Raw genomic sequence first — 23917 nt, forward strand, 5'->3', positions numbered from 1 at the left:
AAGCGGTCGTGCGGGTCGATGCCGTAGACGATGTTGTCGCGGTAGGTGTTGTCCTTGACCACGAAGTCGCGCGTCTCATAGCAGTAGAAGCCGTACCACAGGTCGCTGAACTGCGAACCGATGATCCAGCCGGTCGGCTCCGCTCGGCCCATGCGCTTGGCCAGGTTGGGGGTGTACTGGGAAATGCTCACGCCATAGGACTTGGACTTCGCATAGCCCAGGCTGGCCAGGGTGCTGTTGACGATGTAGGTCTCGGTGCCGCCCCAGGACAGCAGAAACGGGCGAAACGCCTGGGGCGAGCGGAACGTGGCCGGGCCTTTGGCCTGCTCGCGCCACCCGGTCACCTGGGTGTCGGTGATGAACAGCTTGCCGTCGTTGACCAGAAATGCCCCGCCTTCCTCGGACAGGCGCAGTTGCTTGACCTTGCCGTCGATCTCCAACGTCCCGGTGCGCCCGACCACGATGGGCAGACGCGCCAGGTACACACCGGGCTGCACCTCGGACAGGTACTGGCGCGGCACCTGGCGGCTCAACTGCGCCAGGTCCACGTGGCCATCGTCGATGAAAATGGCCTGTGGAATGCCGTGTTGGCGCCGCACCCATTCGGCGGCCTTGTTGTCGCCACCGACGAATGCCTTGAGGCTGTCTTCCTGGAACATACGGCGCAGGCTGACCTTGCCCGGCTGGCTGCGGTCGATCTTTTGCTGCACGGCCTGTGCGGTGTAGCCACTGAGGTCAGGGAGCTTGGGCGCGTCCAGCTGCAGCGGCGCTATCGGTGCGCTAGAGACGGTATAGCTGCGCGCCTGTTGCAGTTCCTTGGTCAGCAGGCCGGGTTGCGCCGCCCAGGTCGAACCACTGGCAAGCAGCAGGGCGCAGGCCAGCAGGCTATGGCGAAGATGGGGATGAACGTTCATGGCAATTTCCTCGTGGCCTCAGAAACGCCAGATCACGTCGACGAAGGCGCGGTGCATGTAGCTGTCTGCCTCTTTGCCGTAGGCATCGCCCGGCTTGAATACCCCAGCACGCAGGCGAACCAGAGCCGAAGGCTCGTCGATCGCCTGGCTCATCGAGGCGGGGAGCAGGCCTTGCTTGAAGTACTTGGTCACGACCACGTCCATTTCCTGGCCAAGGTCTTTCTCACCCTCGACCAAAGGCCGGTTGATGCCGTTGTCGTTGACTACGGCGTTGATGCCGCTCGAGCCTATGTTCTGCGCACCGTCCACTCGCCAGAACCTGTGGTAGAGGAAGCTTGCGTCGTAGTCGTCGCGCAGCTGCCAGGAGGCGAACAAGGTGGCGGCCTGCAGGTTGCCCAGCTCGCCACGAAAGGCCTCGCCAAAGCGATGCACACGCGATCGGGTGCCGGTGAAGTTGGAGCGGTTGCTTTCAAGGCCGGTCTGCTCGAAGTTGTTGCCGCCCTCGTCACCGCCGCCGCTGCCGCGGGCGTAGGCGGCGCCCACCTGCCACTGCGGGTTCAGGCGCAGGCGTACGCCCAGGTCGGTGGCCCAGGCATTGACGTCGCCGCGTTGGGTACCGGTGGCCACTTGCTGGTCGCCCACCTGGCGGCTGCTGAGGGTGTCGCGGTTGCCGGTCAGCCAGGTCAGGCTGCCCCAGTAGTTGACGTCATGCTCATTGCGCCAGTTGTAGGCATCGCTGTTGGCCTCCAGGCCCAGCCATGTCAGGTCGCCGGTGCGGGTCTTGTCCAGAGCGTCGACGGTTTGGCCGGGGTTTTTCAGGCTACCGCTGTCGTGGGTGTGATGAGCCCGCAGGCCCACCCAATGGCCAGGCGTCCACTGGGCAGCGACATTGCCGTAGAGGTGAGTACGATCCTCGTCCTGCGGGGCCAGGTCGGTCAGGTCGGTTCGGTATTCGCTGAAACGCCGGGCTACACCCAGGTCGGCCTTGAGCAGGGTGGTGTCGAAGGTCCAGTTGAGGGCTTCGATGTTGGTGTCGCGCCACATGCCATCGTCGCTGCGCAACCGTTGCCGGCCCAGTCGCAGTTGCTCGCCGGGGTAGGCGGTCAGGCCGCTGTAGCCCACCCAGAACTCGCGCATGGCCAGGTAGCTCTTGTCCGGTTGACGACTGTCTGCGCCCGTGTCGGTGGTGGTGCCATCGTCGTTCTGGCGCAGGGTATCGGTTTCGATGGTATCGGTGGCAGTGACCGCCTGGCCCATGGCATAAGCGCTCCAGTTGCCGCGCTCGCCGTAGACCCACGGGCGCAGGTCCAGGCCCAGGCCATTGACGTCACCGCCTGGGCGGGTGCCCAGGTCGCGGTCGTCTTCGGACTGGCCAGTGACTTTCACTTCCAGGCCAAAATTGCGTTCGGCCGTGACCTGGGCCAGGCTCGGGCAGGACCACAGCAAGGCAAAGCCAAGGCCGATCCCGGCTTTGACGAAAGGGTTGAGCATCATGGCGCGTCCTCACCGTCTACGTCGTTTTCATCGTCTTGCAGCACATCCAGGGCCAGGGTATTGATGGCGCCGGGCGTCATGGCCATGCGAGCTTGGGTCTCCCGCGCCAGCGTCTGCTGAGCCTGGCGGCGCGCCTCGGGCGCCAGCTGCTGCTCGATCTGCTGCAACAGCTCGGCCGACTGGGGCGTCGGGTTGGCCTGGGCGAGTTGCGCGAAGACCCATGCATCGGCAGGTTGCGGGCGGATGCCATGCCCCTCGCTGAACAGCTGCGCCAGGGCATAGTCGGCACTGACCTGGCCACCGCGTGCGGCCGCCAGCAGGTTGTCCAGCGCTTTCTGCGGCTCGACGTTGCCCAGGTAGCCACGGCGATAGAGTTGGCCCAGGTAGTAGCGGGCACTGGTCTCGCCGGCCGTGGCGGCGGCCAGCAGGTGACGCTCGGCGCTCTCGGCATCGGCCGGCAGCTGCTTGCCCTCGTAGTACAGGCGGCCGAGCAGCAGGTCCGCGCGAGGCTGCTGCGCATCACGGCCTTTTTTCAGGTAAGCCAGCAACTGGTCGGTGTCCCCCAGTTCAGGGAAGTCGTACAGCAGCTGCGCCAGGCTGACCCAGGATGCCGGGTACGCCGGTGCCACGCGTTCGAGTAACGCCTTGGCAGCTTGCCCGTCGGTCTGGCCCAGGCTGCGGTCGGCCAGCACGCGAGCGACGCTGTCCACCCGGCTGGCAGGCACTGCCCCGCGGGCGTAAGCCGATTCGAGCTGGTGCATCAGGGCGGTCAGCTGTTCGGCCTGACCACGCTTGCGGTACACGGTGGCCAGCTCCACGTAGCACAGGTCGGCAGTCGCCAACCCCGCCTGGCACAGGCTCTGCACTTCGTCCAGGTGCTGGTCGTAGGTGCCCTGCGTACGGTAGAGCAGCACCTGGGCGATGCCCGCTTCCGGGTAGCCCTCGGTACGCCACCGCTCGATCTGCTGCTGCGCGTTGATGGTGGGGAAGCTCTGCGGGTAGGCCAGGTACAGCATGGCCAGTGGCACCAGGGTATTGCCCTGGCCCTGGCGGGCGGCAAGCTTGAGCAGCGTTTGCGCTTCTTCGCGCTCGGCCTGGGTGCTGCCCGGCTTGGTCACCAGCAGGCGGCCAAGGCGCGCCTGGGCACGGGGCGAGGTGGCAGCGGCGGCGCGGTAGGTGGCTTCGGCTTGCTCGCGTTGGGCGCTGTCACCGGTGGCCACCTTGATGTCGGCCAGCCCGACCTGGGCATCGCTGTAGCCCAGGTCGGCCAGTGCCTGGTAGTTGCGTTCGGCCACAGCCAGGTCGCCGCGCTTGAGCGCTTCGTTGGCCAGGCGCTGGTCGGGCAGACCGGCGCAACCGGCCAGTGTCACGGTCAGGGCAAGTGCGCACGCAGTAAAGGGGCGCGGGTTGGACCCAGGCAAGGTTGGCATGCTCGTCATCTCACAGGTCACGGGCCGACGCACTGCCGATCAGCCAGTCCAGCGAAGGGCCGCGGTTGCTGGCAACCGACACCGGCCGGCCTGCCAGGGCCGCTGGCAGGGCGCTGTCCGGTTTGATCTGTACGCGGATGTCGGCGGCCAGCGCGTCGGGTTCCAGGCTGCTGCTGGCGACGATTTCCCCTGCGCGCACCTGGTCTTCGCCTGCCACCTGGAAGTTGACCCGCGTCCCCGGCTTGACCTCGTCGAACTGGCGGTAGCTGAAGCGGGCCTGGACAGTGGGTGTGCTCGTGCGTGGCACCAGCTCGAAGATCGGTTGGCCCTTGGCGGCGTACTGGCCGTCTTCCACACGCTGGCGGGCGACGATGCAATCGCAAGGGCTGGTGAGGGTGCCGGACAGTTGCTTGCCGAACAGCTCCTGGATTTTGGCGGGGTCGAGCTGGGTGTCGTCCAGGCTGCCCTTGAGCACGTCCAGCATGCTGGTGCTGAAGCTGGCAAGCGGGGCGCCCTTGCTCGTTTGGGCGCCGCTTGGCACCAGGCTGCTGACGGTGCCGTCCCTGGGCATGGTGATGGTGGTGACAGGCACGGCGACGACTGCGGCCTGGGCATGGCTGACGAAGTACAGGCCATACAGCGATTTGGCAACGAAGCCGAACGCTGCCACGCCCGCCACGAACACGCCCAGCGTCACGCTGACCGCCTTGAACCGGGCCAGGGGGCCCTGCCCGCTGCCGGCGTCCTTTTGCTTGCGCGCCTTGGTGAAGTTGTCCCGTTGCAGCGTGCTGAGCACATCGCCCACGGTGATCAGCTCGCCGGACAAGTGGCTGGTGATCAGGTGGCGCAAGGTGGCGATATCGCGCGGCTCCAGGTTCTGGAACTGCACGCCGGCCCGACCGCTGCCTGGGACGTAGGAGCGCACCTGAAACGCCACGTCCATCGACAGCCCCAGGTTATCGACGCTGAACTGCAACCGGCCGTGCAGCACCTGGCCTACGGCCAGAGGATGCGGGCTATGGAAGCTCAGGCCGCCGGCCGACAGGTCATCTACCTTGGTTTCATGGGGCTGACCCTGGGCGTCGACAAAGCGCAGCCTGGCAGGCATGCGCACCCGTGCGTGCTGGCGCTGGGCTTCGGATTCATGCACGACGTTGACGTTCACGGCGGTATTCATGGCGGTTGTTCCTGTTAGTTCCGATCCGGGGCGGGGTCACACGACCATGAACAGCGCAGCGACGAACAGGCTGGCAGCCGAAAAGGTCATGGCCCGCGAGGACCAGGTGTTGAACCATTGTTGAAAGCTGGCGAGGTCACGCTTGAGGGTGGTGGGCTGGCGCGTCCACGACTGTTTGTCGAGGCGGAAGAACACGTAGATCTTCATCAGCGCGCCGACGATCTGGTTGTAATAGAGAATCACCGGGTAGGCCGGGCCAACGCTGTGGCCCGAGCACAGCAGCATGAAGGTGAGTACCAGGCGGGTGAAACCGATCCACAGCAGGTACACCAGCAGGTAGGCCATGCCGAATTTCAGGCTGGCGATGAGGGCCACTGTCAGGCCCAGCAGGCTGGTCCACATCGAGACCCGCTGATCGAACAGCACGATGCTGGTGAACAGCCCCAGGCGGCGCAGGCCAAGCCCAAGGGCGCGTGAATTCTGCCGAAGGTTGTTGCCGTACCAGCGGTACATCAGCTTGCGGCTGGCCTTGAAGAAGCTTTTTTCAGGCGGATGCTCGACCGTGTTGATGGCCGCATCGGGCACGTAAAACGTGTCGTAACCCAGGCGCATCAGGCTGAACCAGCTGGACTTGTCGTCACCGGTCAGGAACTTGAAGCGCCCCAGGCGCCAGTGCATCAACGCGTCGCTTTCCACGTCGGCGATGAACTCGGGGTTGGTCACCACGCTGGCGCGGAACATCGACATGCGGCCAGTCATGGTCAGCACGCGCTTGGACAGGGCCATGGAACACATGTTGATGTGGCGCTGGGCGAAGCGCAGCTTGTGCCACTCGCTCATGATGTAGCCGCCGCGCACTTCGCAGAACTCGTTGGTGGTCAGGCCGCCGACGTTGGGGAACAGCTTGAACCACGGCACGGTCTTGCGCACCACGCCCTCGTCCAGCACGGTGTCGCCGTCGATTACCGCCACCACGGCATCGTCATCGGGCAGCATGCGGGAAATGGCGCGAAAGCCGTAGGCAAGGCCATCGCGTTTGCCGGTACCTGCGATGCGCACGATGTCCAGGGTGACATGAGGGGGCGGGTTGTACCTGGCCCACAGGCTCTTGACCAGCAGCTCGTCCGACATCTCCACCAGCGAACAGACCACGGTGGTGGGGAAGCCGCAGTCGATCGCTTCGCGAATCACCGAGCTGTACACCTGGGCGGTGGTCAGCGCTTCGATGCGAAAGCTGGTGACCATCAGGTAGACATGGGACGGATCGGCTGCCTGGCCCATCTTCTGCACCTTGCGGCGCAGGTACGGATAGACGCCGTACAGAAAGACCATGCCACGGATGAAGTGGGTGGCGCCCATGGAGTAACGCCAGATGCCAACTGCGCCGACCAGGAAGATGAAGTGCCTGGACTGCGGGTCGAAGATGTCGGCTGGCAGGGCCAGGGCGATCAGCATGAGAAGGCTCATGTAGAACAACCAACCGGCGCACTGCAGCAGCGCTGTCTTAAGCCTTTGCATGTTCAGCATCCGTGAAGAATTCAGGGTAGGGGCGACGCGGGATGGGGCACCGCGTCGCCTGGCCAGGCGTTACCAGCAGATGCCTTCGGTGCGGCCATCGGGGCTGGTGGGCTTGGCCATGAAGCCCACCAGGTCGATCACTTGCTTGCCGGCCGGCGCGTGCTGGGCCAGGGCGCGGAACTGCTCGTCACGGTTGCCGAGCACGATGATGTCGGCGTTGTCGATCACCTTCTGGAAATCGGCATTGAGCAGCGAGGACACGTGCGGGATCTTCGATTCGATGTACTCTTTGTTCGCCCCGTGTACCCGGGCGTACTGCACGTTCTCGTCATAGATGTCCAACTGGTAGCCCTTGCCGATCAGGCGCTCGGCCAGCTCCACCAGTGGGCTTTCACGCAGGTCATCGGTGCCGGCCTTGAAGCTCAGGCCCAGCAGGGCCACCTTGCGCTTGTCGTGGCTGTCGATCAGGTCGAAGGCGTTCTGCACCTGGGACTCGTTGCTGCGCATCAGCGAATCGAGCAGGGGCGCTTTCACATCGAGGCTGGCGGCGCGGTAGGTCAGTGCACGGACATCCTTGGGCAGGCACGAGCCGCCGAAGGCGAAGCCGGGACGCAGGTAGTACTGGGACAGGTTCAGCGCCTTGTCCTGGCAGACCACTTCCATCACTTCGCGGCCATCGACGCCCACGGCCTTGGCGATGTTGCCGATCTCGTTGGCGAAGGTCACCTTGGTGGCATGCCACACGTTGCAGGTGTACTTGATCATCTCGGCCACTTCGACCGACTTGCGGATGACAGGTGCATCGAGTTCTTCGTAGAGCGCCTGGAGCACGTCGCCACTGGCGCTGTCGAGCTCACCGATGACGGTCATCGGCGGATGGTCGTAGTCCTTGATGGCCGTGCTCTCCCGCAGGAACTCAGGGTTGACTGCGACGCCGAAGTCGATGCCGGCACGTTTGCCGGAGCAGTCTTCGAGCAGCGGTATTACCACGTTCTTCACGGTGCCCGGCAACACGGTACTGCGTACCACGATGGTGTGGCGGCTGGCTTTTTCACGCAGTACGAAACCGATCTCGCGGCACACCGATTCGATGTACTCAAGGCCCAGGTCGCCATTCTTCTTGCTGGGGGTGCCCACGCAGATCATCGACACATCGCTGGCCCGGATGGCCTCGGCAAAGTCGGTGGTCCCCCGCAGGCGGCCATTGGCGATGCCCTGCTGCAACAGCGCCTCCAGGCCTGGTTCGACGATGGGCGACTTACCCTGGTTGATCAAGTCGATCTTGGTGGCCGAGACATCGACGCCAATTACGTCATGGCCACGTGCAGTCAGGCAACCTGCACAGACGGCACCTACATAACCCAAACCAAAGATGCTGATACGCATCGCTATCACCTCGTGTGTTATCACGCTGGCACTTGTACTTGCAGGTGCCGAGTGGGGTTGATTAACAACAAATTTAGGGCGCACGGGGGCGTGGCGATTATCGGCATCGCCCCAGGCAATCACATTCAACATTAAACGTATGCGTTTAAAGTGCTTAGTTGAGCAAGCCCATTTGAGCCACGCTTAGAAAGTACTTGGGTGCGGTCGGCACGTCTGTCCATGTTTATATACAGGTGCCGGGTCGCTGGGTGTGCTATTTAAAATAAAAACCATAGCGTTCAATTACCCGCGCTGGGCGTGGCCATTATTGACGTGCTGGGCGCGACATTTTATTGCCAGGGTTTGATATCGAGATGCTGGCAACTTTCCGGTATGGGAATTTATCTTTAGGCCATCTCTTACAACCTACGAACAGCAAAATCGTTACGGCACCTATGAGCAGTAGGGTTGAGAGAAGTTCCGGCCTGAGATTCATTCGTATGCGGGTTTTTTCAGTATTTCGCGAGGGTCATACAATTTCAAATTGATGGCACGAGGCGGTTTGACCTCGGTATATAAAGGGCGAAAATGTTTCGAGATGTTTATATGCCAGCATGAGCGTCGGGTGCGAAAAAAACTAAAAAAATCGGCCTGAGCGATGGTGGCAATCTGAGATTTTTTGGACCGGTGTTTATTTCTTGACGTCAATAAACAGTCCTTTACGGCTGGGTTTCACGATTTCTCGCCATATTTCGTAACGCTTGAAGGCCCTTCGCTTCCTAAGGTTTTTCAGCACCGGGCCGCCAACGTGGCTAGACGTCGTCATCGGCGGCTGTGAACGAAGGATCGTCGCAGTCCATGCGTGGCCGGCCCACGCAGGCGTCTGCTCCCTAACCACATGGAAGAGACGAGGCTTGAAACGATGAAGAACTGCATGCGAATCCTGTCTGCCACCGCCGTCATGCTGGCGGCGGCTCCAGCCCTTGCTGGGCCACCCGTTGAAGTGACGTTCAGAAATCTTGGAACCGAGTCGGTGAAACTCCAGCTGACCAATGCGAACGAGACCAGTACGTATCAGATTGCCAGGCCCGCACCACTTCAGGAGGTACAGCCCGGCTCGTCGATTACCTTTAGCGTGCAACGATTGGTGAGCCCCGACACCAACGGCGCCATGTTGCGATATGCGGCAGGGCGTAAAACCTGTGCGTTCAGCACTACGTTTGTGATGATGATGTCCGGTGGCATCAAACAGCCTAAATGGAACAAGACTGCAACCCCTTCCGGTGGGGCAACGTGCACGGCAGTGAACTCTGGATTCAGCGCAAATTATGCCTGGAAGGCTGAATTCACCATGAAGTAAGCGGCTAAAAAGACTCGCTTGGCCTGTTGTTTCAAGCCATGCGAGCCCTTGGGATATTCGCGAAACTTTAAAAAGTGAGTAATTGCCGATGCCAAAAATAAGTGATTTTTCTGCTGGTTCGATCCGTGGGGTTGCTTTTACGCGCGCCCCTACCCATCCAGCCCCCCAAAAACAAGAGGCCGCGGTAAGCTCAGGTGCGACTCGCCAAGCGTCCCTTGATCTTTCGCCGTTGGCCAAACAACTTGCCAGTGCCGCTCAGCGGGCGGCTGCGCGTGACAGTCAGCTTAGTCGGCAAGAGCTGGCTACTCTGGCATCCAAGATACAGATGGAGCTAGGCGGAAGTGCATACAGGCTTACCAAGCCCCTTCACGACGCACATGTCCCAGACACGGAGGATCCCGAGTTATTGGCAAGGGCAAGGCAAGCCACGGATTTTCTGAACGGAAAGGGGAGTAATCCTTTCCGGAGACTGACAATTGAACAGCTCGCTCTGATCGGTTACGACGAAGGCGGCGATTTCACCCACAACGAGCGCCTCGCCGCAAGCAGAGAGTTAGGCAAGCGCTATGAAGTGTGGTCCCGGGCGATGGTCGATAAATTGAACGCCGAATACCAGCAGACGGGGTATCAAGATGAGACAACCCGGGAAATTATTGCAACTTACAAGGCGTTGCCGCCCATTCTGGAAGCAGGCTTCGGCAACTACGAAGTCAACATGACCCTGATGATAGGCAAAACCGACCCACCGCGCGGCGATGAAGCCGATTCTCTGATAGACACCCTCCTGAAAACCGCCCGCAAGCTTGAAGACCAGGCAAAGAAGGATCACCCGCCGCTCGAAGGCCCTGACGAACCAGGCAAGCCCGCATGATGCCCGCCGTACAGCTGTGCAATGTCAGCCGGTTTCAGGGTGACGTGCCGGTGCTTCAAGGCATCGACCTGCTGATCCCCAGCGGGCAGACGTGCGCTGTCATCGGCCCGTCCGGTTCGGGCAAGAGCACGTTGCTGAACCTGATCGGGCTGCTAGACCGCCCGTGCGCAGGCCAGGTATGGATCGGCGGTACCGACATGACAGGCGCCAGCGCCGACCAGCGCGCCGTGATGCGCAACCGCCTGATCGGCTTCGTTTTCCAGAGTTTCAACCTGCTGCCGCGGTTGTGCGCCCTGGACAACGTGGCGTTGCCGCTATCGTATCGAGGGCTGCGCTTGCCCGTTGCCCGCCAGCACGCCGAGGTGCAATTGCGTGCCGTAGGCCTTGCCAGCCAGGCGGGGAAGCGGCCCGCCGAGATGTCCGGTGGTCAGCGCCAACGTGTGACGATCGCGCGTGCGTTGGTGACCGAGCCGAGCCTGCTGGTGGCCGACGAGCCCACCGGGAGCCTTGACGCCCAGACCGGTGAGCAGGTGCTGCACCTGCTGCTGACCCTCAACCAGGAAAGAGGCACGACCTTGCTGGTGGTCACCCATGATGCCAAGGTGGCACACAGGCTGCCCTGACGACCTGTTGCGCTCAGCGCCCTATGCGTCGGGCTGATCCCGCAAGAACACCAGGTGTTCGGCCTTCGACTGCTCGGCGCTGTAGTAATACCCCTGCACCTCGAACTGCTTGAGCTGCGTCGGGTCACTGATGCGCTCTTCGATGACGAAGCGGCTCATCATGCCGCGCGCTTTCTTGGCATAGAAGCTGATGATCTTGTGCTGGCCGTTTTTCAGGTCCTTGAAGTCCACGTTGATCACCCGGGCCTTCAGGGCGCTGCGCTTGACCGCGCTGAAATATTCGTTGCTGGCCAGATTCAGCAGCACATCGTCGCCCTGTTCGGCCAGGGCCTCGTTGAGCCACTCGCTGATGCGCGTGCCCCAGAACGCGTACAGGTCCTTGCCACGGGCGTTGGCCAGTTTGGTGCCCATTTCCAGGCGATAGGGCTGCATCAGGTCCAGAGGGCGCAACAGGCCGTAGAGGCCGGAGAGCATGCGCAGGTGATCCTGGGCGTAGCTGAGGTCGTCTTCAGTCAAGGTCTGGGCGTCCAGGCCGGTGTAGACGTCACCTTTGAAAGCCAGCAGGGCCTGCTTGGCGTTCTCTGGCGTGAAGGCGGGTGTCCAACTGCCGAAACGCGCGGCGTTCAGGCCCGCCAGCTTGTCGGACAGGTGCATCAGTTCGCTGATCTGCGCCGGGCTCATTGCTCGCAGCTGCTCGATCAGTTCCTGGGAATGGTCGAGGTGGCGGGGCAGGGTGAAACGCTCGGTCACCGGCGGGGTGTCGTAGTCGAGGGTCTTGGCGGGGGAAATCACCGTCAGCATCGGATCGGCTCCTGGCATCGTTGAGCGGGGATTCTAAGGGTTGGAAGAGGCAAGTCCAAACTATGGCGACAATAGTCAACGCCCATGGCCGATACAGCGGCTATAGTGCCTGTTTTCCTTGAGCGGAGCCCTGACCGTGCGCCTCGTTACAGCCCTGCTGGCTGGCCTGTTGAGCCTGGCCGTTCAAGCCGCCCCTGCCACGCCGGCCAGCCTGGACCGTGGCCTGTGGCCGGAGCAGCTGGACAGCCCTGCGCTGTTCGATGTGGCATCACGGGCCGAAATACTCTCGTTCGCCCGGGTGCTGCACGAGAACGAGCTGCTCGACGAGAATACCTTGGCAGCTCGCCTGGGCCTGCGGCAGGTCAACGTGCAGAAGGTCAGGCAGGTGAGGGCGCGGCTGTGGCAGCGGCTTTGGCAAGGTTATCAACAGGCGCAACGCAGTTGCGAGCAGGATGCGTCCTTTTGCTATGCGGTGACGTCGATGGCCGAACTGCGCTTGCAAGCGGCGAGCTTCGCCACGGATGTGGGTGAGTTCTACACGGGCTGGATCGAGCCCAGCCGGCAATTTCATGAGCAGTACCTGAACGAGCAACTGCGCAAGGCGGCGTTGTTGCCGCAGACCAGCAGCGAAGTACAGCGGCTGCCGGCGGCCGAACGCAACGGCGATGAGCTCAATGACCGGCTGTTTCTGCTCACCTTTGCCGGTGGGCCGGGCGCGGCGGCGGGCACCACAGACGCGTTGACCGCCTACCTGCGCAAGCAGAAGCTCGATGGGACGTTCTTCGTGCTCGGCAGCCGTTTGCAGCAACGTCGTGACGGCGAATCGCTGGCGGCCCTGCGGCGCTTGTATGAAGGGCAGTGCGTAGGCATTCAGGGGTGGGAGTACCGGTCCCACGCGCAGTGGACGGATTGGCAGGCCTCGATCAGCCGCAGCCAGGCACGGGTGCGGGCAGACCTGCCCGAGCAGTACGTGCCGCTGTTTCGCCCGCCCTATGGCCAGCGGCGGGCCGACGGCCAGGCCTTCATGCAGCGCCAGCAGTTGCAGGTCTCGCTGTGGGATATCGATGCGCAGGACGACTCGGGCTTGAGTGCGCAGGCCTCAGCCCAGCGTGTGTTGACCTTGATGCTGCTATGGCGCAAAGGCGTAATCCAGTTTCATGACGCGTTGCCCAAGGCCAGGCCTGCGCTGCAGTGGCTGCTTGAACACACCGCGCAAAGCGGCATTGGTTGGCAGGATTGTCGCGAATACGGACAGGGCGCGCAGCAACCTGACTTCTGACTGTAGACCTGCTTGGCGCTGGCGCCAAGGCCTGTTCGTCAATCAGAAAAATAAAGTTGGCAATCGTATAAAAATGCTTTTTCCGGTCATGGCTTTTGCGGTATGAAGAAACCAGACAGCCGATTCCTGCAGCACAGGTGGCGTCACATGGGTCCACCTGGCCAGATCGCTTCCCGCCCGTAACAACGCGGATACGGGAAGAACGGCAGTCACTCCGCGGCGTAACAGACCACGCCGTGCCGCTTCGACATAAGGTGACCGAGTATGGATGACCAAGGACGCACCCCTTCCTCCAGCAAGCCAATCCTCTATGTGCTCGATACCAACGTCCTGATTCACGACCCCAACGCATTACTCAACTTCGAGGAGCACCACGTCGCCATTCCCATGACGGTGCTGGAGGAACTGGACAAGCTCAAGGCCGGTAAGCAAAGTATCGCTGCCGAATGCCGCCAGGCCATCCGCCTGATCGACCAGACGCTGGGTGATGCCTCGCCCAGCGTGGTGGAGCAGGGGGTACCCATCCAGCGTGGCAAAAGTGGGCCAAAAGGTTATCTGTCCATCCTGATGACCCCGCGCAACGAGCCGAACAAGCTGTTGCCCGAAACCCTCAACGACAACATCATCATCAATCAGCTGCTCGAAGTCAGGGCACGGCGTACCGACTTGGACGTGGTGCTGGTCACCAAGGACATCAACATGCGCCTGAAGGCGCGTGCCTGCGGCATTGCCGCCGAGGACTACAGCACCGACCAGTTGGTCGACGACGTGTCGCTGTTGTCCAAGGGCTACCACTCGGTCACCGGCTCGTTCTGGGACCGGGTCAGCAAGGTCGACACGCGTCAGGAGCGTGGCCGTACCTGGCACAGGGTGCAATTGGCCGAGCCGCTGCCAGCGGTGCACGTGAACGAGTTCATCATCGATGAGCAAGGGTTCGTCGGCTGGATCAAGGGCACGCGCGAGGGCGAACTGCTACTGCTCGACCTGCACCAGGAGCCCTTGCTGCACCAGGAAGCCTGGGGCTTGAAGCCGCGTGACATTCATCAGAGCCTGGCGTTGTTGGCGCTGCTCGATCCGGATATCCACCTGGTCAACCTGACCGGGGCGGCGGGTTCGGGCAAGACCATCCTGGCGCTGGCGGCGGCCATCGAGCAGACCATGGTCAGCAAGCGCTACCGGCGCATCATCGCCACCCGTAGCGTGCAGGGGCTCGACCAGGAGATCGGTTTTCTACCGGGCACAGAGGCCGAGAAGATGGAGCCCTGGCTGGGCGCCATCACCGACAACCTCGAAGCCTTGCACATGGACGACGAAAGCACCCATGGCAGTGTCGAGTACATCCTCGAGCGGGTGCCGCTGCAGTTCAAGTCGCTCAACTACATCCGTGGTCGCAGCTTCCAGCAGAGCCTGATCCTCATCGACGAGTGCCAGAACCTCACGCCGCACCAGATGAAAACCATCATCACCCGTGCCGGCGCAGGGTCGAAGGTGGTGTGCCTGGGCAACCTGGCGCAGATCGATACACCGTACCTGTCCGCGACCAGTTCGGGCCTGACCTACCTGACCGAACGCTTCAAGGACTTCCCCCACGGCGTGCACATCACCCTGCAAGGGGTTCCTCGGTCGGTGCTGGCCGAGTTCGCCGAGTCCCACATGTAGCCCCGTGCGCTGGGCGGTTCGCCGCCCGGCGGCTTCTGGCCGCGATGCGTCGGCCTGGCCCCTGCTCAAACCTGACCCACCGGTTTACACTCTCTGCTCCCTTCACAGGAGCAGAGCAGTGCTGACACATCTTGATTCCCAAGGGCGGGCCAACATGGTCGACGTCACTGAAAAAGCCGTGACCGAGCGCGAGGCCACAGCCGAAGCGCGCGTGCGCATGTTGCCGCACACCCTGCAAATGATCGTGGACGGTGAGCATCCCAAGGGTGATGTCTTCGCTGTAGCGCGCATCGCCGGCATTCAGGCGGCGAAGAAGACCAGCGACCTGATTCCGTTGTGTCACCCGCTGATGCTGACCAGTGTCAAGGTCGAGCTCAGCGCCGAGGGCAGTGATGCAGTGCGCATCGTCGCCCGGTGCAAGCTGGCCGGGCAGACCGGCGTGGAGATGGAAGCGCTGACGGCAGCCAGCGTGGCTGCATTGACCCTCTACGACATGTGCAAGGCCGTGGACAAGGGCATGGTCATCGAGCAAGTGCGCTTGTTGGAGAAGCTGGGCGGAAAAAGCGGCCCGTACAAGGTGCAAGGCTGATGAAGATCAAGGTGATGTATTTCGCTCGCTACCGGGAGCGACTGGGACGCGGTAGCGAGTCGCTCGAAGGGACGTTCAAGGATGTGGACGATGTGCGCCTGGCGTTGGTGGGTAGAGGCGAGCCTTATCAGGTGCTGGCCGAGCAAAACCTGATGTGCGCCCGCAACGAGGAATTGTGCAGGCTGGATGAGCCTGTGCAAGAGGGCGATGAAGTGGCGTTCTTTCCGCCTGTAACCGGAGGTTGAGCATGGCCGTTCGGGTACAGGAAGGCGCTTTCGACCCAGGCGTTGAGACCAACGCCTTGCACGCGGCCAACGTGGGTGTCGGGGCAGTGGTCAGCTTCATCGGCTACGTGCGGGACTTCAACGACGGCCAGGACGTGGCGGGTATGATGCTTGAGCATTATCCCGGCATGACCGAGAAGGCCCTGGCCAAGATCGTGGCCGAGGCGCAGCAGCGCTGGCCGTTGCTCAAGGTCGAGGTGCTGCACCGCGTGGGTTACTTGGCGCCCGGTGAGCCGATCGTGTTCGTCGGCGTGGCCAGTGCCCATCGGCAGGCCTCGTTCGAGGCTTGCAACTTCATCATGGATTACCTGAAGACCCGTGCACCGTTCTGGAAGAAGGAAACGACCGGGCAAGGGGAGCGATGGGTGGAAGGACGTCAGAGCGACCAGGACGCGGCGGGGCGGTGGGGGTAGAGGGAGCGATTGACCTTGGGCGTCGCAGAAACGCCCAGGGTTCAGTCATGCAGGCTCAACGCCCAGGGTCGCTGCGCGGCCCATTGCGGCCGATCCGGTGGTCAGGGCCCGGAGCATGGGCATCATCGACCTGACCGCCCGCAACCCGATCACGTGTGCTTACGCGGCACTGGCTTGAGCAACTCATCAGGCGGCATTTCACACTTGATCTTGCGCCCCAGCAGCGTTTCGATCGCTGGTAACTGGTAGGAATCATCTTCGCCGGCAAAGCTGATCGACACGCCGCTCGTGCCTGCCCGGCCGGTACGGCCGATCCGGTGCACGTAATCGTCAGGGTCTTCCGGCAGGGTGAAATTGATGACGTGGCTGATGCCGTCGATATGAATCCCGCGCCCAGCCACATCGGTCGCCACCAGCACCGTGATACGCCCCTCACGGAAGTTCTCGAGGGTACGGATACGCTTGTGCTGGGGTACATCGCCGGACAACTGCGCGGCATTGACGCCATCGCGTACCAGTTTTTCCTCGATACGGCGCACTTCGTCCTTGCGATTGGCGAACACCATCACCCGTTCCCACTTGTTCTGGGTCACCAGGTTGTACAGCAGCTTGTATTTGTCGCTGCCAGCCACCGCGTAAACGTGCTGCTCGACCGTTTCGCTGGCCACGTTCTCGGGCTCGATCTCGACGATGGCGGGATCGGTCGTCCACTGCTTGGCCAGGTTCATCACGTCATCAGTGAAGGTGGCCGAGAACAGCAACGTCTGGCGCTCGCTCTTGGGCGGCGTCTGGCGAATGATCTGACGCACCTGCGGGATGAAGCCCATGTCCAGCATGCGGTCGGCTTCATCCAGCACCATCACCTCGACCATGTCCAGGTGCACCTCGCCACGCTGGTTGAAATCCAGCAGGCGGCCGGGGGTTGCCACCAGGATGTCGCAGTGACGTGCTTCCAGGGCCTTGAGCTGCTTGTCGAAGTCCATGCCGCCGACGAAGCTCATCACGTTCAGGCCGGTGTATTTGGTCAGGGCGACCGCGTCCTTGGCAATCTGCACCACCAGCTCGCGCGTGGGGGCGATGATCAGCGCGCGTGGCTCGCCCATGTAGCGTTCCTTGGGCGGGGGCGTCTGTTGCAGCTGGGAAATGATCGAGATCAGGAACGCGGCCGTCTTGCCGGTACCGGTCTGGGCCCTGCCGATCGCGTCCTGGCCCCGCAGCGTGAAGCCCAGCACCTGCGCCTGGATCGGCGTGCAGTAGGGGAACCCCAGATCGTGAATGGCGTGCATCAGCTCAGAGGAGAGCTTGAAGTCGTGGAAACGGGTCTTGCCCTCCTGGGGCTCGACCACAAAGTCCTCCGGTTTCCACAGGCTGGCCTGCGGCTTGGGCTTTGGCTTGCGCTCTCGACGCGGTTTGTCACTGGCCGGTTTGGTGGCGGCAATGTGTTCGATTTGGGCGGCAGGCGGGTTGCGCGCAACGGCAGGGGCCGCTGGCAAATGGGCCTGTGGGGCCGCTGGCGCCGGGGTAGTGCTGGCAGCGGGCGCAGTGGCCTGGGGGGCAATGTCTCCCTTGCCGAATATTTTCTTGAGTGCCTTGAGCACGGTCATCTCGTCAATTGGTTAAGGAATGTACGCCGGGCAGTGTAATGCAAGATCCCCGCTCGGCGTAGTGCAATGGCCTTGAGCGAACCGTGCGCCCAGGTCACTGCAGTTGCGTGGCCAGCCATTGAAGGATGTCATTGAGTTCTTCGACGATCACTTCGTGCTCCATCGGGTACTCGTGCCATTGGGCAGCGACGCCCCAGGTGTTCAGGTACTCGAAGGCCGTGCGCCCCATCGACGGGATCACCACCGGGTCGTGCACACCATGCAGGCACAGGGCCGGGGTGCGTTGCTGGCAAGCACTCAACGTGTGCTCGTCAGCGAAGGTGGGGGCATAGGTGGAAAGGGCCAGCACGCCACCCAGCGCTTCCTGCCACTTTATATAGGCCGTGTGCAGCACGACGGCGCCCCCTTGGGAGAACCCGGCCAGGAAGATGCGCGACAGGCTGATGCCCTTGGCCTGCTCGGCCTTGATCAAGGCGATGACCTGCTCGGCCGAGGCCTCGAGCTCGGCCTCGTCTATGGCCCTGGCCGGCGTCATGGCCTTGATGTCGTACCAGCTGGGCATGGCATAGCCGCCATTGATGGTCACCGGCCGGGTCGGCGCCTGGGGCATGACGAACCGGGCAGTGAGCAGATGCTGCTGCATGAATTCGGCCACCGGTAGGAAGTCGTAACGGTCCGCGCCCAGGCCGTGCAACCAGATCACACAGGCATCTGCGGCTTTTTGGGGTTCGAGAATGAGTGGGTCGGTCATGGCTGCTCCGAAAACGTGCGTGTGGAAGGGGTCGTGCTTGAAAAGAAGGCGCGCGCCCGACGAGCCGGAAAAAGAATGTCGCAACGATGCAACTTTCCCTACTTGACTCGTGCTTAAACGCTCAAGCCGCGCAATCTGGTACGCGGTTTGCACTTCCCTCTGTGATGCAAGGGACAGGCCGAGACGGTAACACCCTTTGCACGCGAAGGCTGTCACAGAACAGCCCATTGCGCCAAGTGACCCAATAACAAGCCAATACGGGTCGGATGCGCCTCAAAAGGGTGCGGTGCAATTCCGGCTCGATACAACAAGAGCGATTTGGAGGTTGTGAATGAAGATGTTGAAAACCACCCTGGCAGTCCTGACCGCTGCCGCTGCCCTGGGCGCCGTGAGTACGGCCCAGGCCGGTGCGACACTCGATGCGGTAAAGAAGAAGGGCTTCGTCCAGTGTGGCGTGAGTGACGGTCTCCCTGGCTTCTCGGTTCCAGATGCCCAAGGCAAGATCGTCGGGATCGACGCCGATGTCTGTCGCGCTGTAGCGGCAGCAGTGTTCGGGGACGCGACCAAGGTCAAGTTCAGCCAGCTCAACGCCAAGGAACGCTTCACCGCGCTGCAATCGGGCGAAGTCGACGTGCTGTCGCGCAACACCACCTGGACCAGCTCGCGCGATGCCGGCATGGGCCTGATGTTCACTGGGGTCACCTACTACGACGGCGTAGGTTTCCTGGTCAACAAGAAGCTTGGCGTATCCAGCGCCAAGGAGCTCGATGGCGCGACCATCTGCATCCAGGCCGGCACCACGACCGAACTGAACGTATCGGACTTCTTCCGCGCCAATGGCCTGAAATACACCCCCATCACCTTCGACACTTCGGATGAGAGCGCCAAGTCCCTGGAGTCTGGCCGTTGCGACGTGCTGACGTCGGACAAGTCCCAATTGTTCGCCCAGCGTTCCAAACTCGCCGCCCCGACCGACTACGTGGTACTGCCGGAAACCATTTCCAAGGAACCGCTGGGCCCGGTCGTGCGCAAGGGTGACGAGGAGTGGTTCAGCATCGTCAAGTGGACCCTGTTCGCCATGCTCAATGCCGAAGAAGCCGGCATCACCTCCAAGAACGTCGAGGCCGAGGCCAAGAGCACCAAGAACCCGGATGTGGCGCGTCTGCTGGGTGGCGACGGCGAGTACGGCAAGGACCTCAAACTGCCCAAGGACTGGGTAGTGCAGATCGTCAAGCAAGTGGGCAACTACGGCGAGGTGTTCGAGAAGAACCTTGGCCAGAGCACCGACCTGAAGATCGACCGTGGCATGAATGCCCTGTGGAACAACGGCGGCATCCAGTACGCACCACCTGTGCGTTGAATGGTTGCACCTGCGGCGGCATCCCGCCGCCGCAGGCGGTCCGCTACCCTTCTCTTCGGGGCATTTCATGCAAAATCGAATTGGCGCACGAAAGGGTTTATCCCTGAGCGATCCACGTGTGCGCGCGTGGCTGTTCCAGCTATTGACCATCGTCTTCGTGGTCGGTCTGGGCTGGTACCTGTTTCACAACACGCAAACCAACCTGCAGCACCGAGGCATCACCTCGGGCTTCGACTTTCTTGACCGCAGTGCCGGCTTCGGCATCGCTCAGCACCTGATTCCCTATGTGGAGTCGGACAGCTATGCGCGGGTGTTCGTCATCGGGCTGCTCAACACCTTGTTGGTGACCCTCATCGGGGTGGTGCTGGCCACACTGCTGGGCTTCATCATCGGTGTCGCCAGGTTGTCGCCGAACTGGATGATCAACAAGCTGGCTACCGTGTACGTGGAAACCTTCCGCAACATCCCGCCGCTATTGCAGATCCTGTTCTGGTACTTCGCCGTGTTCCTGACCCTTCCGGGGCCGCGGGGCAGCATCAACATCGATGACGCTTTCTTTATCAGCAACCGCGGCCTGAACATGCCTGGAGCCTCCATGGCAGAAGGCTTCTGGCCATTCGTGGCTGCCCTGCTGGTAGCCTTGCTGGCAACCGTGTTGATGGCGCGTCGAGCCAACCGGCGCTTCGAAGAAACCGGCCAGCCGTATCACAAGTTCTGGGTGGGGCTGGCGCTGATGATCGCCATTCCGGGTGCCTGTGTGCTGTTGTTCGGCAGCCCCGTGCAGTGGGAGGTGCCGCAGCTCAAGGGCTTCAACTTTGTCGGCGGCTGGGTACTGATCCCTGAACTACTGGCGTTGACCCTGGCCTTGACGATCTACACCGCAGCATTCATTGCCGAAATCGTGCGCTCGGGTATCCGTTCGGTCAGCCATGGCCAGACCGAGGCTGCGCGTTCGCTGGGGCTGCGCGAGGGGCCAACCCTGCGCAAGGTGATCATCCCGCAGGCACTGCGCGTGATCATTCCACCGCTTACCAGCCAGTACCTGAACCTGGCGAAGAACTCGTCGCTGGCCGCAGGCATCGGCTATCCGGAAATGGTCTCGCTGTTCGCCGGCACCGTGCTCAACCAGACCGGCCAGGCCATCGAGGTGATCGCCATCACCATGAGCGTCTACCTGGCCATCAGCATCAGCATTTCGCTGTTGATGAACTGGTACAACAAGCGCATCGCGCTGATCGAACGGTGAGGATACGTCTGTGAATGCTCATGTTTTCAAACCTGACATGCCGCCTCCGGTGAAAACCGTCGGCGTGCTCGCCTGGATGCGCGCCAACCTGTTCTCCAGCTGGCTCAACACCCTGCTCACCCTGTTCGCCATCTACCTGGTCTGGCTGATCGTGCCACCGCTGCTGCAATGGGCGTTGATCGATGCGAACTGGGTGGGCACCACCCGTGCCGACTGCACCAAGGAGGGCGCCTGCTGGGTGTTCATCCAGCAGCGTTTCGGCCAGTTCATGTATGGCTATTACCCCTCCGAGTTGCGCTGGCGGGTGGACCTGACGGTATGGCTGGCGGTGCTGGGCGCAGCGCCGCTGTTCATCCGCAGCTTCCCGCGCAAGGCGGTCTACGGGCTGGGGTTCCTGGTGCTGTACCCGCTGGTGGCCTACACCCTGCTGCACGGCGGGCTGTTTGGCCTGGAGACGGTACCGACCAGCCAATGGGGCGGCCTGATGCTGACGCTGGTGATTGCCACCGTGGGCATCGTCGGGGCCTTGCCCCTGGGGATCGTACTGGCGCTGGGGCGGCGCTCGCGCATGCCGGCGGTGAAAGTGGTGTGCGTGACCTTCATCGAGTTCTGGCGGGGCGTGCCACTGATCACGGTGTTGTTCATGTCGTCGGTGATGCTGCCGTTGTTCCTGCCCGAGGGCATGAGCTTCGACAAGCTGCTGCGGGCCATGATCGGGGTGATCCTGTTCCAGTCGGCATACATCGCCGAAGTGGTGCGTGGCGGCCTGCAAGCCATCCCCAAGGGGCAGTACGAAGCCGCCGCCGCCATGGGGCTGGGCTACTGGCGCTCGATGGGGCTGGTGATCCTGCCCCAGGCGCTCAAGCTGGTCATCCCCGGCATCGTCAATACCTTCATCGCCCTGTTCAAGGACACCAGCCTGGTGATCATCATCGGCCTGTTCGACCTGCTCAACAGCGTCAAGCAAGCTGCCGCCGACCCGGCCTGGCTGGGCATGGCCACCGAAGGCTATGTGTTCGCCGCCTTGGTTTTCTGGATTTTCTGTTTCGGTATGTCCCGCTACTCCATGCACCTGGAGCGCAAGCTGGACACTGGCCACAAGCGTTAGGAGTTTCGAAATGAGTGAAGCGATCAAGCAGCCTGCCGGCCCCGAAGGCATCATCCAGATGCAGGGCGTGAACAAGTGGTATGGCCAGTTTCATGTGCTCAAGGACATCAATCTCAATGTTCGCCAGGGCGAGCGCATCGTGCTGTGCGGGCCCTCGGGTTCGGGCAAGTCCACCACCATCCGTTGCCTGAACCGTCTGGAGGAACACCAGCAGGGGCGGATCGTGGTCGACGGTGTGGAACTGACCAACGACCTCAAGCAGATCGAGGCCATCCGCCGCGAAGTGGGCATGGTGTTCCAGCACTTCAACCTGTTTCCGCACCTGACCATCCTGGAAAACTGCACCCTGGCGCCCATGTGGGTGCGCAAGATGCCCAAGCGCAAGGCCGAGGAAATCGCCATGCACTACCTGGAGCGAGTGCGTATCCCCGAGCAGGCGCACAAGTACCCCGGGCAGTTGTCTGGCGGTCAGCAGCAGCGCGTGGCCATCGCCCGGGCGTTGTGCATGAAGCCCAAAATCATGCTGTTCGATGAGCCGACCTCGGCGCTGGACCCGGAAATGGTCAAGGAAGTGCTCGATACCATGGTTGGCCTGGCCGAAGATGGCATGACCATGCTGTGCGTGACCCACGAAATGGGCTTTGCCCGCACCGTGGCGAATCGGGTGATCTTCATGGACAAGGGCGAGATCGTCGAGCAGGCGTCACCGGACGATTTCTTCGACCGGCCACAGAGTGACCGCACGCGCTTGTTCCTCAGTCAGATTCTGCACTGATGCAGTAGAGGGGCGAATGGCCTGCGTAGCGCCGCAGGCCAATCGCAAGCGCCCACATGTTGGGCACTTGCGTTACTTTTCTTCCTGCTTGGCCACCGGCGCTGGCGGTGGCCGCAGGCCTACCTCGGCGATCAGCTTGAGCTGCTGACCGTTGCGCATCACCTCGATGGTGATCTTTTCGTTGGGCTTGATGCGCGCCACCTGGTTCATCGACCGGCGGCCATCGCCCGCCGGCTCGCCGTTAATGCTCAGGATCACATCCCCTAACTGCAGGCCGGCCTTGGCCGCCGGGCCTTCGCGGAAAATGCCCGCCACCACGATGCCTGGCCGGTCCTTCATGCCGAACGACTCGGCAAGCTCTGTGCTGAGCGGCTGAACCTCAATACCCAGCCAGCCCCGGATGACCTGGCCGTGCTCGACGATCGACTTCATCACCTCAAGGGCCAGCTTCACTGGAATAGCAAAGCCGATGCCTTGCGAGCCACCCGACTTGGAGAAGATGGCGGTGTTGATGCCGATCAGGTTGCCGTTGGCATCCACCAGGGCGCCGCCCGAATTGCCCGGGTTGATCGCCGCGTCGGTCTGGATGAAATCTTCGTAGTTGTTCAGGCCCAGCTGGTTACGGCCGGTGGCGCTGATGATACCCATGGTCACGGTCTGGCCGACGCCGAACGGGTTGCCGATCGCCAGCGACACGTCGCCGATGCGAATGGTGTCGGAGCGCCCGATGGTGATGGCCGGCAGTTTCTTCAGGTCGATCTTGAGCACCGCCAGGTCTGTCTCCGGGTCGCTGCCGATCACCCTGGCCAAGGTTTCCCGGCCATCCTTGAGCGCCACGACGATCTGGTCGGCGCCGCTGGTCACGTGGTTGTTGGTCAGCAGATAGCCCTCGGGGCTCATGATCACCGCCGAGCCCAGGCTGGACTCCCAGCGGCGCTGCTTGGGCAGGTTGTCGCCGAAGAACCGGCGGAACTGCGGGTCTTCGAACAGCGGGTGCGAGCTCTTGTTCACCACCTTGGTGGTGTACAGGTTGGCCACCGCAGGCGCGGCCAGGGTGACGGCATCGGCATAGGAGACCGGGCCCTGCACCACCTGTGTGGACTGGGGCGCCTGTTGCAGGTTGACATCCTGGCTGGGCAAGCCGACCCACTCCGGAAAGCGTTGGATGATCAGGGCGGCGATGAGCACGCCAGTGAGCAGGGGCCAGCCAAAGTAACGCAGAGCCTTGAACATGAACGAATCCTGGAAAGAGCCGGGGCCTGGGGCCGCGCATTGGAGCGTGGGCGCGCGATCATA

21 protein-coding genes and 1 pseudogene are annotated in these 23917 nt (G+C 62.3%); 12 read left to right on the plus strand and 10 right to left on the minus strand.

What is annotated here, in order from left to right; translation table 11 throughout:
* The 6 genes and pseudogenes from PFU01S_RS10760 to PFU01S_RS10785 form a co-directional block, all read right to left on the minus strand.
* Positions 1 to 914: pseudogene (locus tag PFU01S_RS10760) on the minus strand (right-handed parallel beta-helix repeat-containing protein); the annotation flags it as partial.
* 18 nt (positions 915 to 932) lie between these two features.
* Positions 933 to 2408, minus strand: coding sequence for an alginate export family protein (locus PFU01S_RS10765; RefSeq protein WP_028687186.1), 1476 nt, complete (start codon positions 2406 to 2408; stop codon positions 933 to 935).
* Positions 2405 to 3838, minus strand: coding sequence for an alginate biosynthesis TPR repeat lipoprotein AlgK (algK, locus tag PFU01S_RS10770; protein ID WP_042139490.1), 1434 nt, complete (start codon positions 3836 to 3838; stop codon positions 2405 to 2407). The genes PFU01S_RS10765 and algK overlap by 4 nt, the downstream gene beginning before the upstream one ends.
* 10 nt (positions 3839 to 3848) lie before the next feature.
* Positions 3849 to 5015, minus strand: coding sequence for an alginate biosynthesis protein Alg44 (locus PFU01S_RS10775; RefSeq protein WP_028687188.1), 1167 nt, complete (start codon positions 5013 to 5015; stop codon positions 3849 to 3851).
* 36 nt (positions 5016 to 5051) lie between these two features.
* Complete coding sequence (gene alg8 / locus PFU01S_RS10780; protein WP_161780414.1) at positions 5052 to 6533, minus strand: mannuronan synthase; 1482 nt, start codon at positions 6531 to 6533, stop codon at positions 5052 to 5054.
* A 69-nt stretch (positions 6534 to 6602) separates the two neighbouring features.
* Positions 6603 to 7919 carry a nucleotide sugar dehydrogenase gene (locus tag PFU01S_RS10785; protein WP_023534285.1) on the minus strand — a complete coding sequence of 439 codons (1317 nt, stop codon included), beginning with the start codon at positions 7917 to 7919 and terminating at the stop codon, positions 6603 to 6605.
* Between the two features lie 901 nt (positions 7920 to 8820).
* On the opposite strand from PFU01S_RS10785, the gene PFU01S_RS10790 reads away from it, so the two are divergent.
* From PFU01S_RS10790 to PFU01S_RS10800, 3 genes are all read left to right on the plus strand, one after another.
* Positions 8821 to 9258 carry a hypothetical protein gene (locus PFU01S_RS10790; RefSeq protein WP_028687189.1) on the plus strand — a complete coding sequence of 146 codons (438 nt, stop codon included), beginning with the start codon at positions 8821 to 8823 and terminating at the stop codon, positions 9256 to 9258.
* Between the two features lie 88 nt (positions 9259 to 9346).
* Entirely contained in the window at positions 9347 to 10129 is a 783-nt protein-coding gene (locus tag PFU01S_RS10795; RefSeq protein ID WP_128610837.1) for a hypothetical protein, read from the plus strand.
* The gene (locus PFU01S_RS10800) at positions 10126 to 10752 is read left to right on the plus strand and encodes an ABC transporter ATP-binding protein (protein WP_033736888.1); all 627 of its coding nucleotides are present in this window, start codon (positions 10126 to 10128) and stop codon (positions 10750 to 10752) included. The genes PFU01S_RS10795 and PFU01S_RS10800 overlap by 4 nt, the downstream gene beginning before the upstream one ends.
* A gap of 21 nt (positions 10753 to 10773) precedes the next feature.
* Here the strand turns inward: PFU01S_RS10800 and yaaA are convergent, their stop codons facing one another.
* A complete protein-coding gene (gene yaaA, locus PFU01S_RS10805; RefSeq protein WP_028687190.1) occupies positions 10774 to 11553 on the minus strand; it encodes a peroxide stress protein YaaA in 780 nt (259 codons plus the stop codon).
* 136 nt (positions 11554 to 11689) lie between these two features.
* Between yaaA and PFU01S_RS10810 the strand changes: the two genes are divergently transcribed.
* The 5 genes from PFU01S_RS10810 (at position 11690) to moaE (ending at position 15777) form a co-directional block, all read left to right on the plus strand.
* The gene (locus PFU01S_RS10810) at positions 11690 to 12832 is read left to right on the plus strand and encodes a polysaccharide deacetylase family protein (protein WP_028687191.1); all 1143 of its coding nucleotides are present in this window, start codon (positions 11690 to 11692) and stop codon (positions 12830 to 12832) included.
* 264 nt (positions 12833 to 13096) lie between these two features.
* A complete protein-coding gene (locus PFU01S_RS10815; RefSeq protein ID WP_023534350.1) occupies positions 13097 to 14491 on the plus strand; it encodes a PhoH family protein in 1395 nt (464 codons plus the stop codon).
* A 118-nt stretch (positions 14492 to 14609) separates the two neighbouring features.
* Positions 14610 to 15080 carry a cyclic pyranopterin monophosphate synthase MoaC gene (moaC, locus tag PFU01S_RS10820; RefSeq protein WP_023534451.1) on the plus strand — a complete coding sequence of 157 codons (471 nt, stop codon included), beginning with the start codon at positions 14610 to 14612 and terminating at the stop codon, positions 15078 to 15080.
* A complete protein-coding gene (locus PFU01S_RS10825) occupies positions 15080 to 15325 on the plus strand; it encodes a MoaD/ThiS family protein (protein WP_027914453.1) in 246 nt (81 codons plus the stop codon). The genes moaC and PFU01S_RS10825 overlap by 1 nt, the downstream gene beginning before the upstream one ends.
* Positions 15326 to 15327: 2 nt before the next feature.
* Entirely contained in the window at positions 15328 to 15777 is a 450-nt protein-coding gene (gene moaE, locus PFU01S_RS10830; protein WP_027914454.1) for a molybdopterin synthase catalytic subunit MoaE, read from the plus strand.
* 149 nt (positions 15778 to 15926) lie between these two features.
* Here moaE and rhlB read toward each other — a convergent pair whose 3' ends face one another.
* Both rhlB and PFU01S_RS10840 read right to left on the minus strand, forming a co-directional pair.
* Entirely contained in the window at positions 15927 to 17375 is a 1449-nt protein-coding gene (gene rhlB / locus PFU01S_RS10835; protein ID WP_028687192.1) for an ATP-dependent RNA helicase RhlB, read from the minus strand.
* Positions 17376 to 17475: 100 nt separating this feature from the next.
* On the minus strand, positions 17476 to 18132 hold the full coding sequence (locus PFU01S_RS10840) for an alpha/beta hydrolase (RefSeq protein ID WP_027914456.1): 657 nt from the start codon (positions 18130 to 18132) through the stop codon (positions 17476 to 17478).
* A gap of 331 nt (positions 18133 to 18463) precedes the next feature.
* Between PFU01S_RS10840 and PFU01S_RS10845 the strand changes: the two genes are divergently transcribed.
* From PFU01S_RS10845 to PFU01S_RS10860, 4 genes are all read left to right on the plus strand, one after another.
* Positions 18464 to 19492: an amino acid ABC transporter substrate-binding protein gene (locus PFU01S_RS10845; protein WP_027914457.1), complete on the plus strand. Its 1029-nt coding sequence runs from the start codon at positions 18464 to 18466 to the stop codon at positions 19490 to 19492.
* Between the two features lie 67 nt (positions 19493 to 19559).
* Entirely contained in the window at positions 19560 to 20738 is a 1179-nt protein-coding gene (locus PFU01S_RS10850) for an amino acid ABC transporter permease (protein ID WP_027914458.1), read from the plus strand.
* 10 nt (positions 20739 to 20748) lie between these two features.
* Positions 20749 to 21846, plus strand: a complete 1098-nt coding sequence (locus tag PFU01S_RS10855; protein ID WP_023534443.1) for an amino acid ABC transporter permease — start codon at positions 20749 to 20751, stop codon at positions 21844 to 21846.
* A 10-nt stretch (positions 21847 to 21856) separates the two neighbouring features.
* Entirely contained in the window at positions 21857 to 22621 is a 765-nt protein-coding gene (locus PFU01S_RS10860; protein WP_027914459.1) for an amino acid ABC transporter ATP-binding protein, read from the plus strand.
* A 72-nt stretch (positions 22622 to 22693) separates the two neighbouring features.
* On the opposite strand, the gene algW is transcribed toward PFU01S_RS10860, so the two are convergent.
* Positions 22694 to 23854 (minus strand): Do family serine endopeptidase AlgW, encoded by a 1161-nt coding sequence (algW, locus tag PFU01S_RS10865; RefSeq protein WP_027914460.1) that lies wholly within the window; start codon positions 23852 to 23854, stop codon positions 22694 to 22696.
* Between the last annotated feature and the right edge of the window lie 63 nt (positions 23855 to 23917).

This window comes from Pseudomonas fulva NBRC 16637 = DSM 17717 (assembly GCF_000730565.1).
Taxonomy (GTDB): domain Bacteria; phylum Pseudomonadota; class Gammaproteobacteria; order Pseudomonadales; family Pseudomonadaceae; genus Aquipseudomonas; species Aquipseudomonas fulva.

Excerpts from the sequence above, each read along its gene's own strand:
- PFU01S_RS10850 (WP_027914458.1), top strand. The coding sequence starts at position 19,560 with ATGCAAAATCGAATTGGCGCACGAAAGGGTTTATCCCTGAGCGATCCA.
- moaE (WP_027914454.1), top strand. The coding sequence starts at position 15,328 with ATGGCCGTTCGGGTACAGGAAGGCGCTTTCGACCCAGGCGTTGAGACC.
- algK (WP_042139490.1), bottom strand. The coding sequence starts at position 3,838 with ATGCCAACCTTGCCTGGGTCCAACCCGCGCCCCTTTACTGCGTGCGCA.
- PFU01S_RS10765 (WP_028687186.1), bottom strand. The coding sequence starts at position 2,408 with ATGATGCTCAACCCTTTCGTCAAAGCCGGGATCGGCCTTGGCTTTGCC.
- PFU01S_RS10825 (WP_027914453.1), top strand. The coding sequence starts at position 15,080 with ATGAAGATCAAGGTGATGTATTTCGCTCGCTACCGGGAGCGACTGGGA.
- PFU01S_RS10800 (WP_033736888.1), top strand. The coding sequence starts at position 10,126 with ATGATGCCCGCCGTACAGCTGTGCAATGTCAGCCGGTTTCAGGGTGAC.
- PFU01S_RS10785 (WP_023534285.1), bottom strand. The coding sequence starts at position 7,919 with ATGCGTATCAGCATCTTTGGTTTGGGTTATGTAGGTGCCGTCTGTGCA.
- PFU01S_RS10775 (WP_028687188.1), bottom strand. The coding sequence starts at position 5,015 with ATGAATACCGCCGTGAACGTCAACGTCGTGCATGAATCCGAAGCCCAG.
- PFU01S_RS10845 (WP_027914457.1), top strand. The coding sequence starts at position 18,464 with ATGAAGATGTTGAAAACCACCCTGGCAGTCCTGACCGCTGCCGCTGCC.
- yaaA (WP_028687190.1), bottom strand. The coding sequence starts at position 11,553 with ATGCTGACGGTGATTTCCCCCGCCAAGACCCTCGACTACGACACCCCG.
- PFU01S_RS10815 (WP_023534350.1), top strand. The coding sequence starts at position 13,097 with ATGGATGACCAAGGACGCACCCCTTCCTCCAGCAAGCCAATCCTCTAT.
- PFU01S_RS10860 (WP_027914459.1), top strand. The coding sequence starts at position 21,857 with ATGAGTGAAGCGATCAAGCAGCCTGCCGGCCCCGAAGGCATCATCCAG.
- PFU01S_RS10795 (WP_128610837.1), top strand. The coding sequence starts at position 9,347 with ATGCCAAAAATAAGTGATTTTTCTGCTGGTTCGATCCGTGGGGTTGCT.
- algW (WP_027914460.1), bottom strand. The coding sequence starts at position 23,854 with ATGTTCAAGGCTCTGCGTTACTTTGGCTGGCCCCTGCTCACTGGCGTG.
- PFU01S_RS10790 (WP_028687189.1), top strand. The coding sequence starts at position 8,821 with ATGAAGAACTGCATGCGAATCCTGTCTGCCACCGCCGTCATGCTGGCG.
- PFU01S_RS10840 (WP_027914456.1), bottom strand. The coding sequence starts at position 18,132 with ATGACCGACCCACTCATTCTCGAACCCCAAAAAGCCGCAGATGCCTGT.
- alg8 (WP_161780414.1), bottom strand. The coding sequence starts at position 6,533 with ATGCAAAGGCTTAAGACAGCGCTGCTGCAGTGCGCCGGTTGGTTGTTC.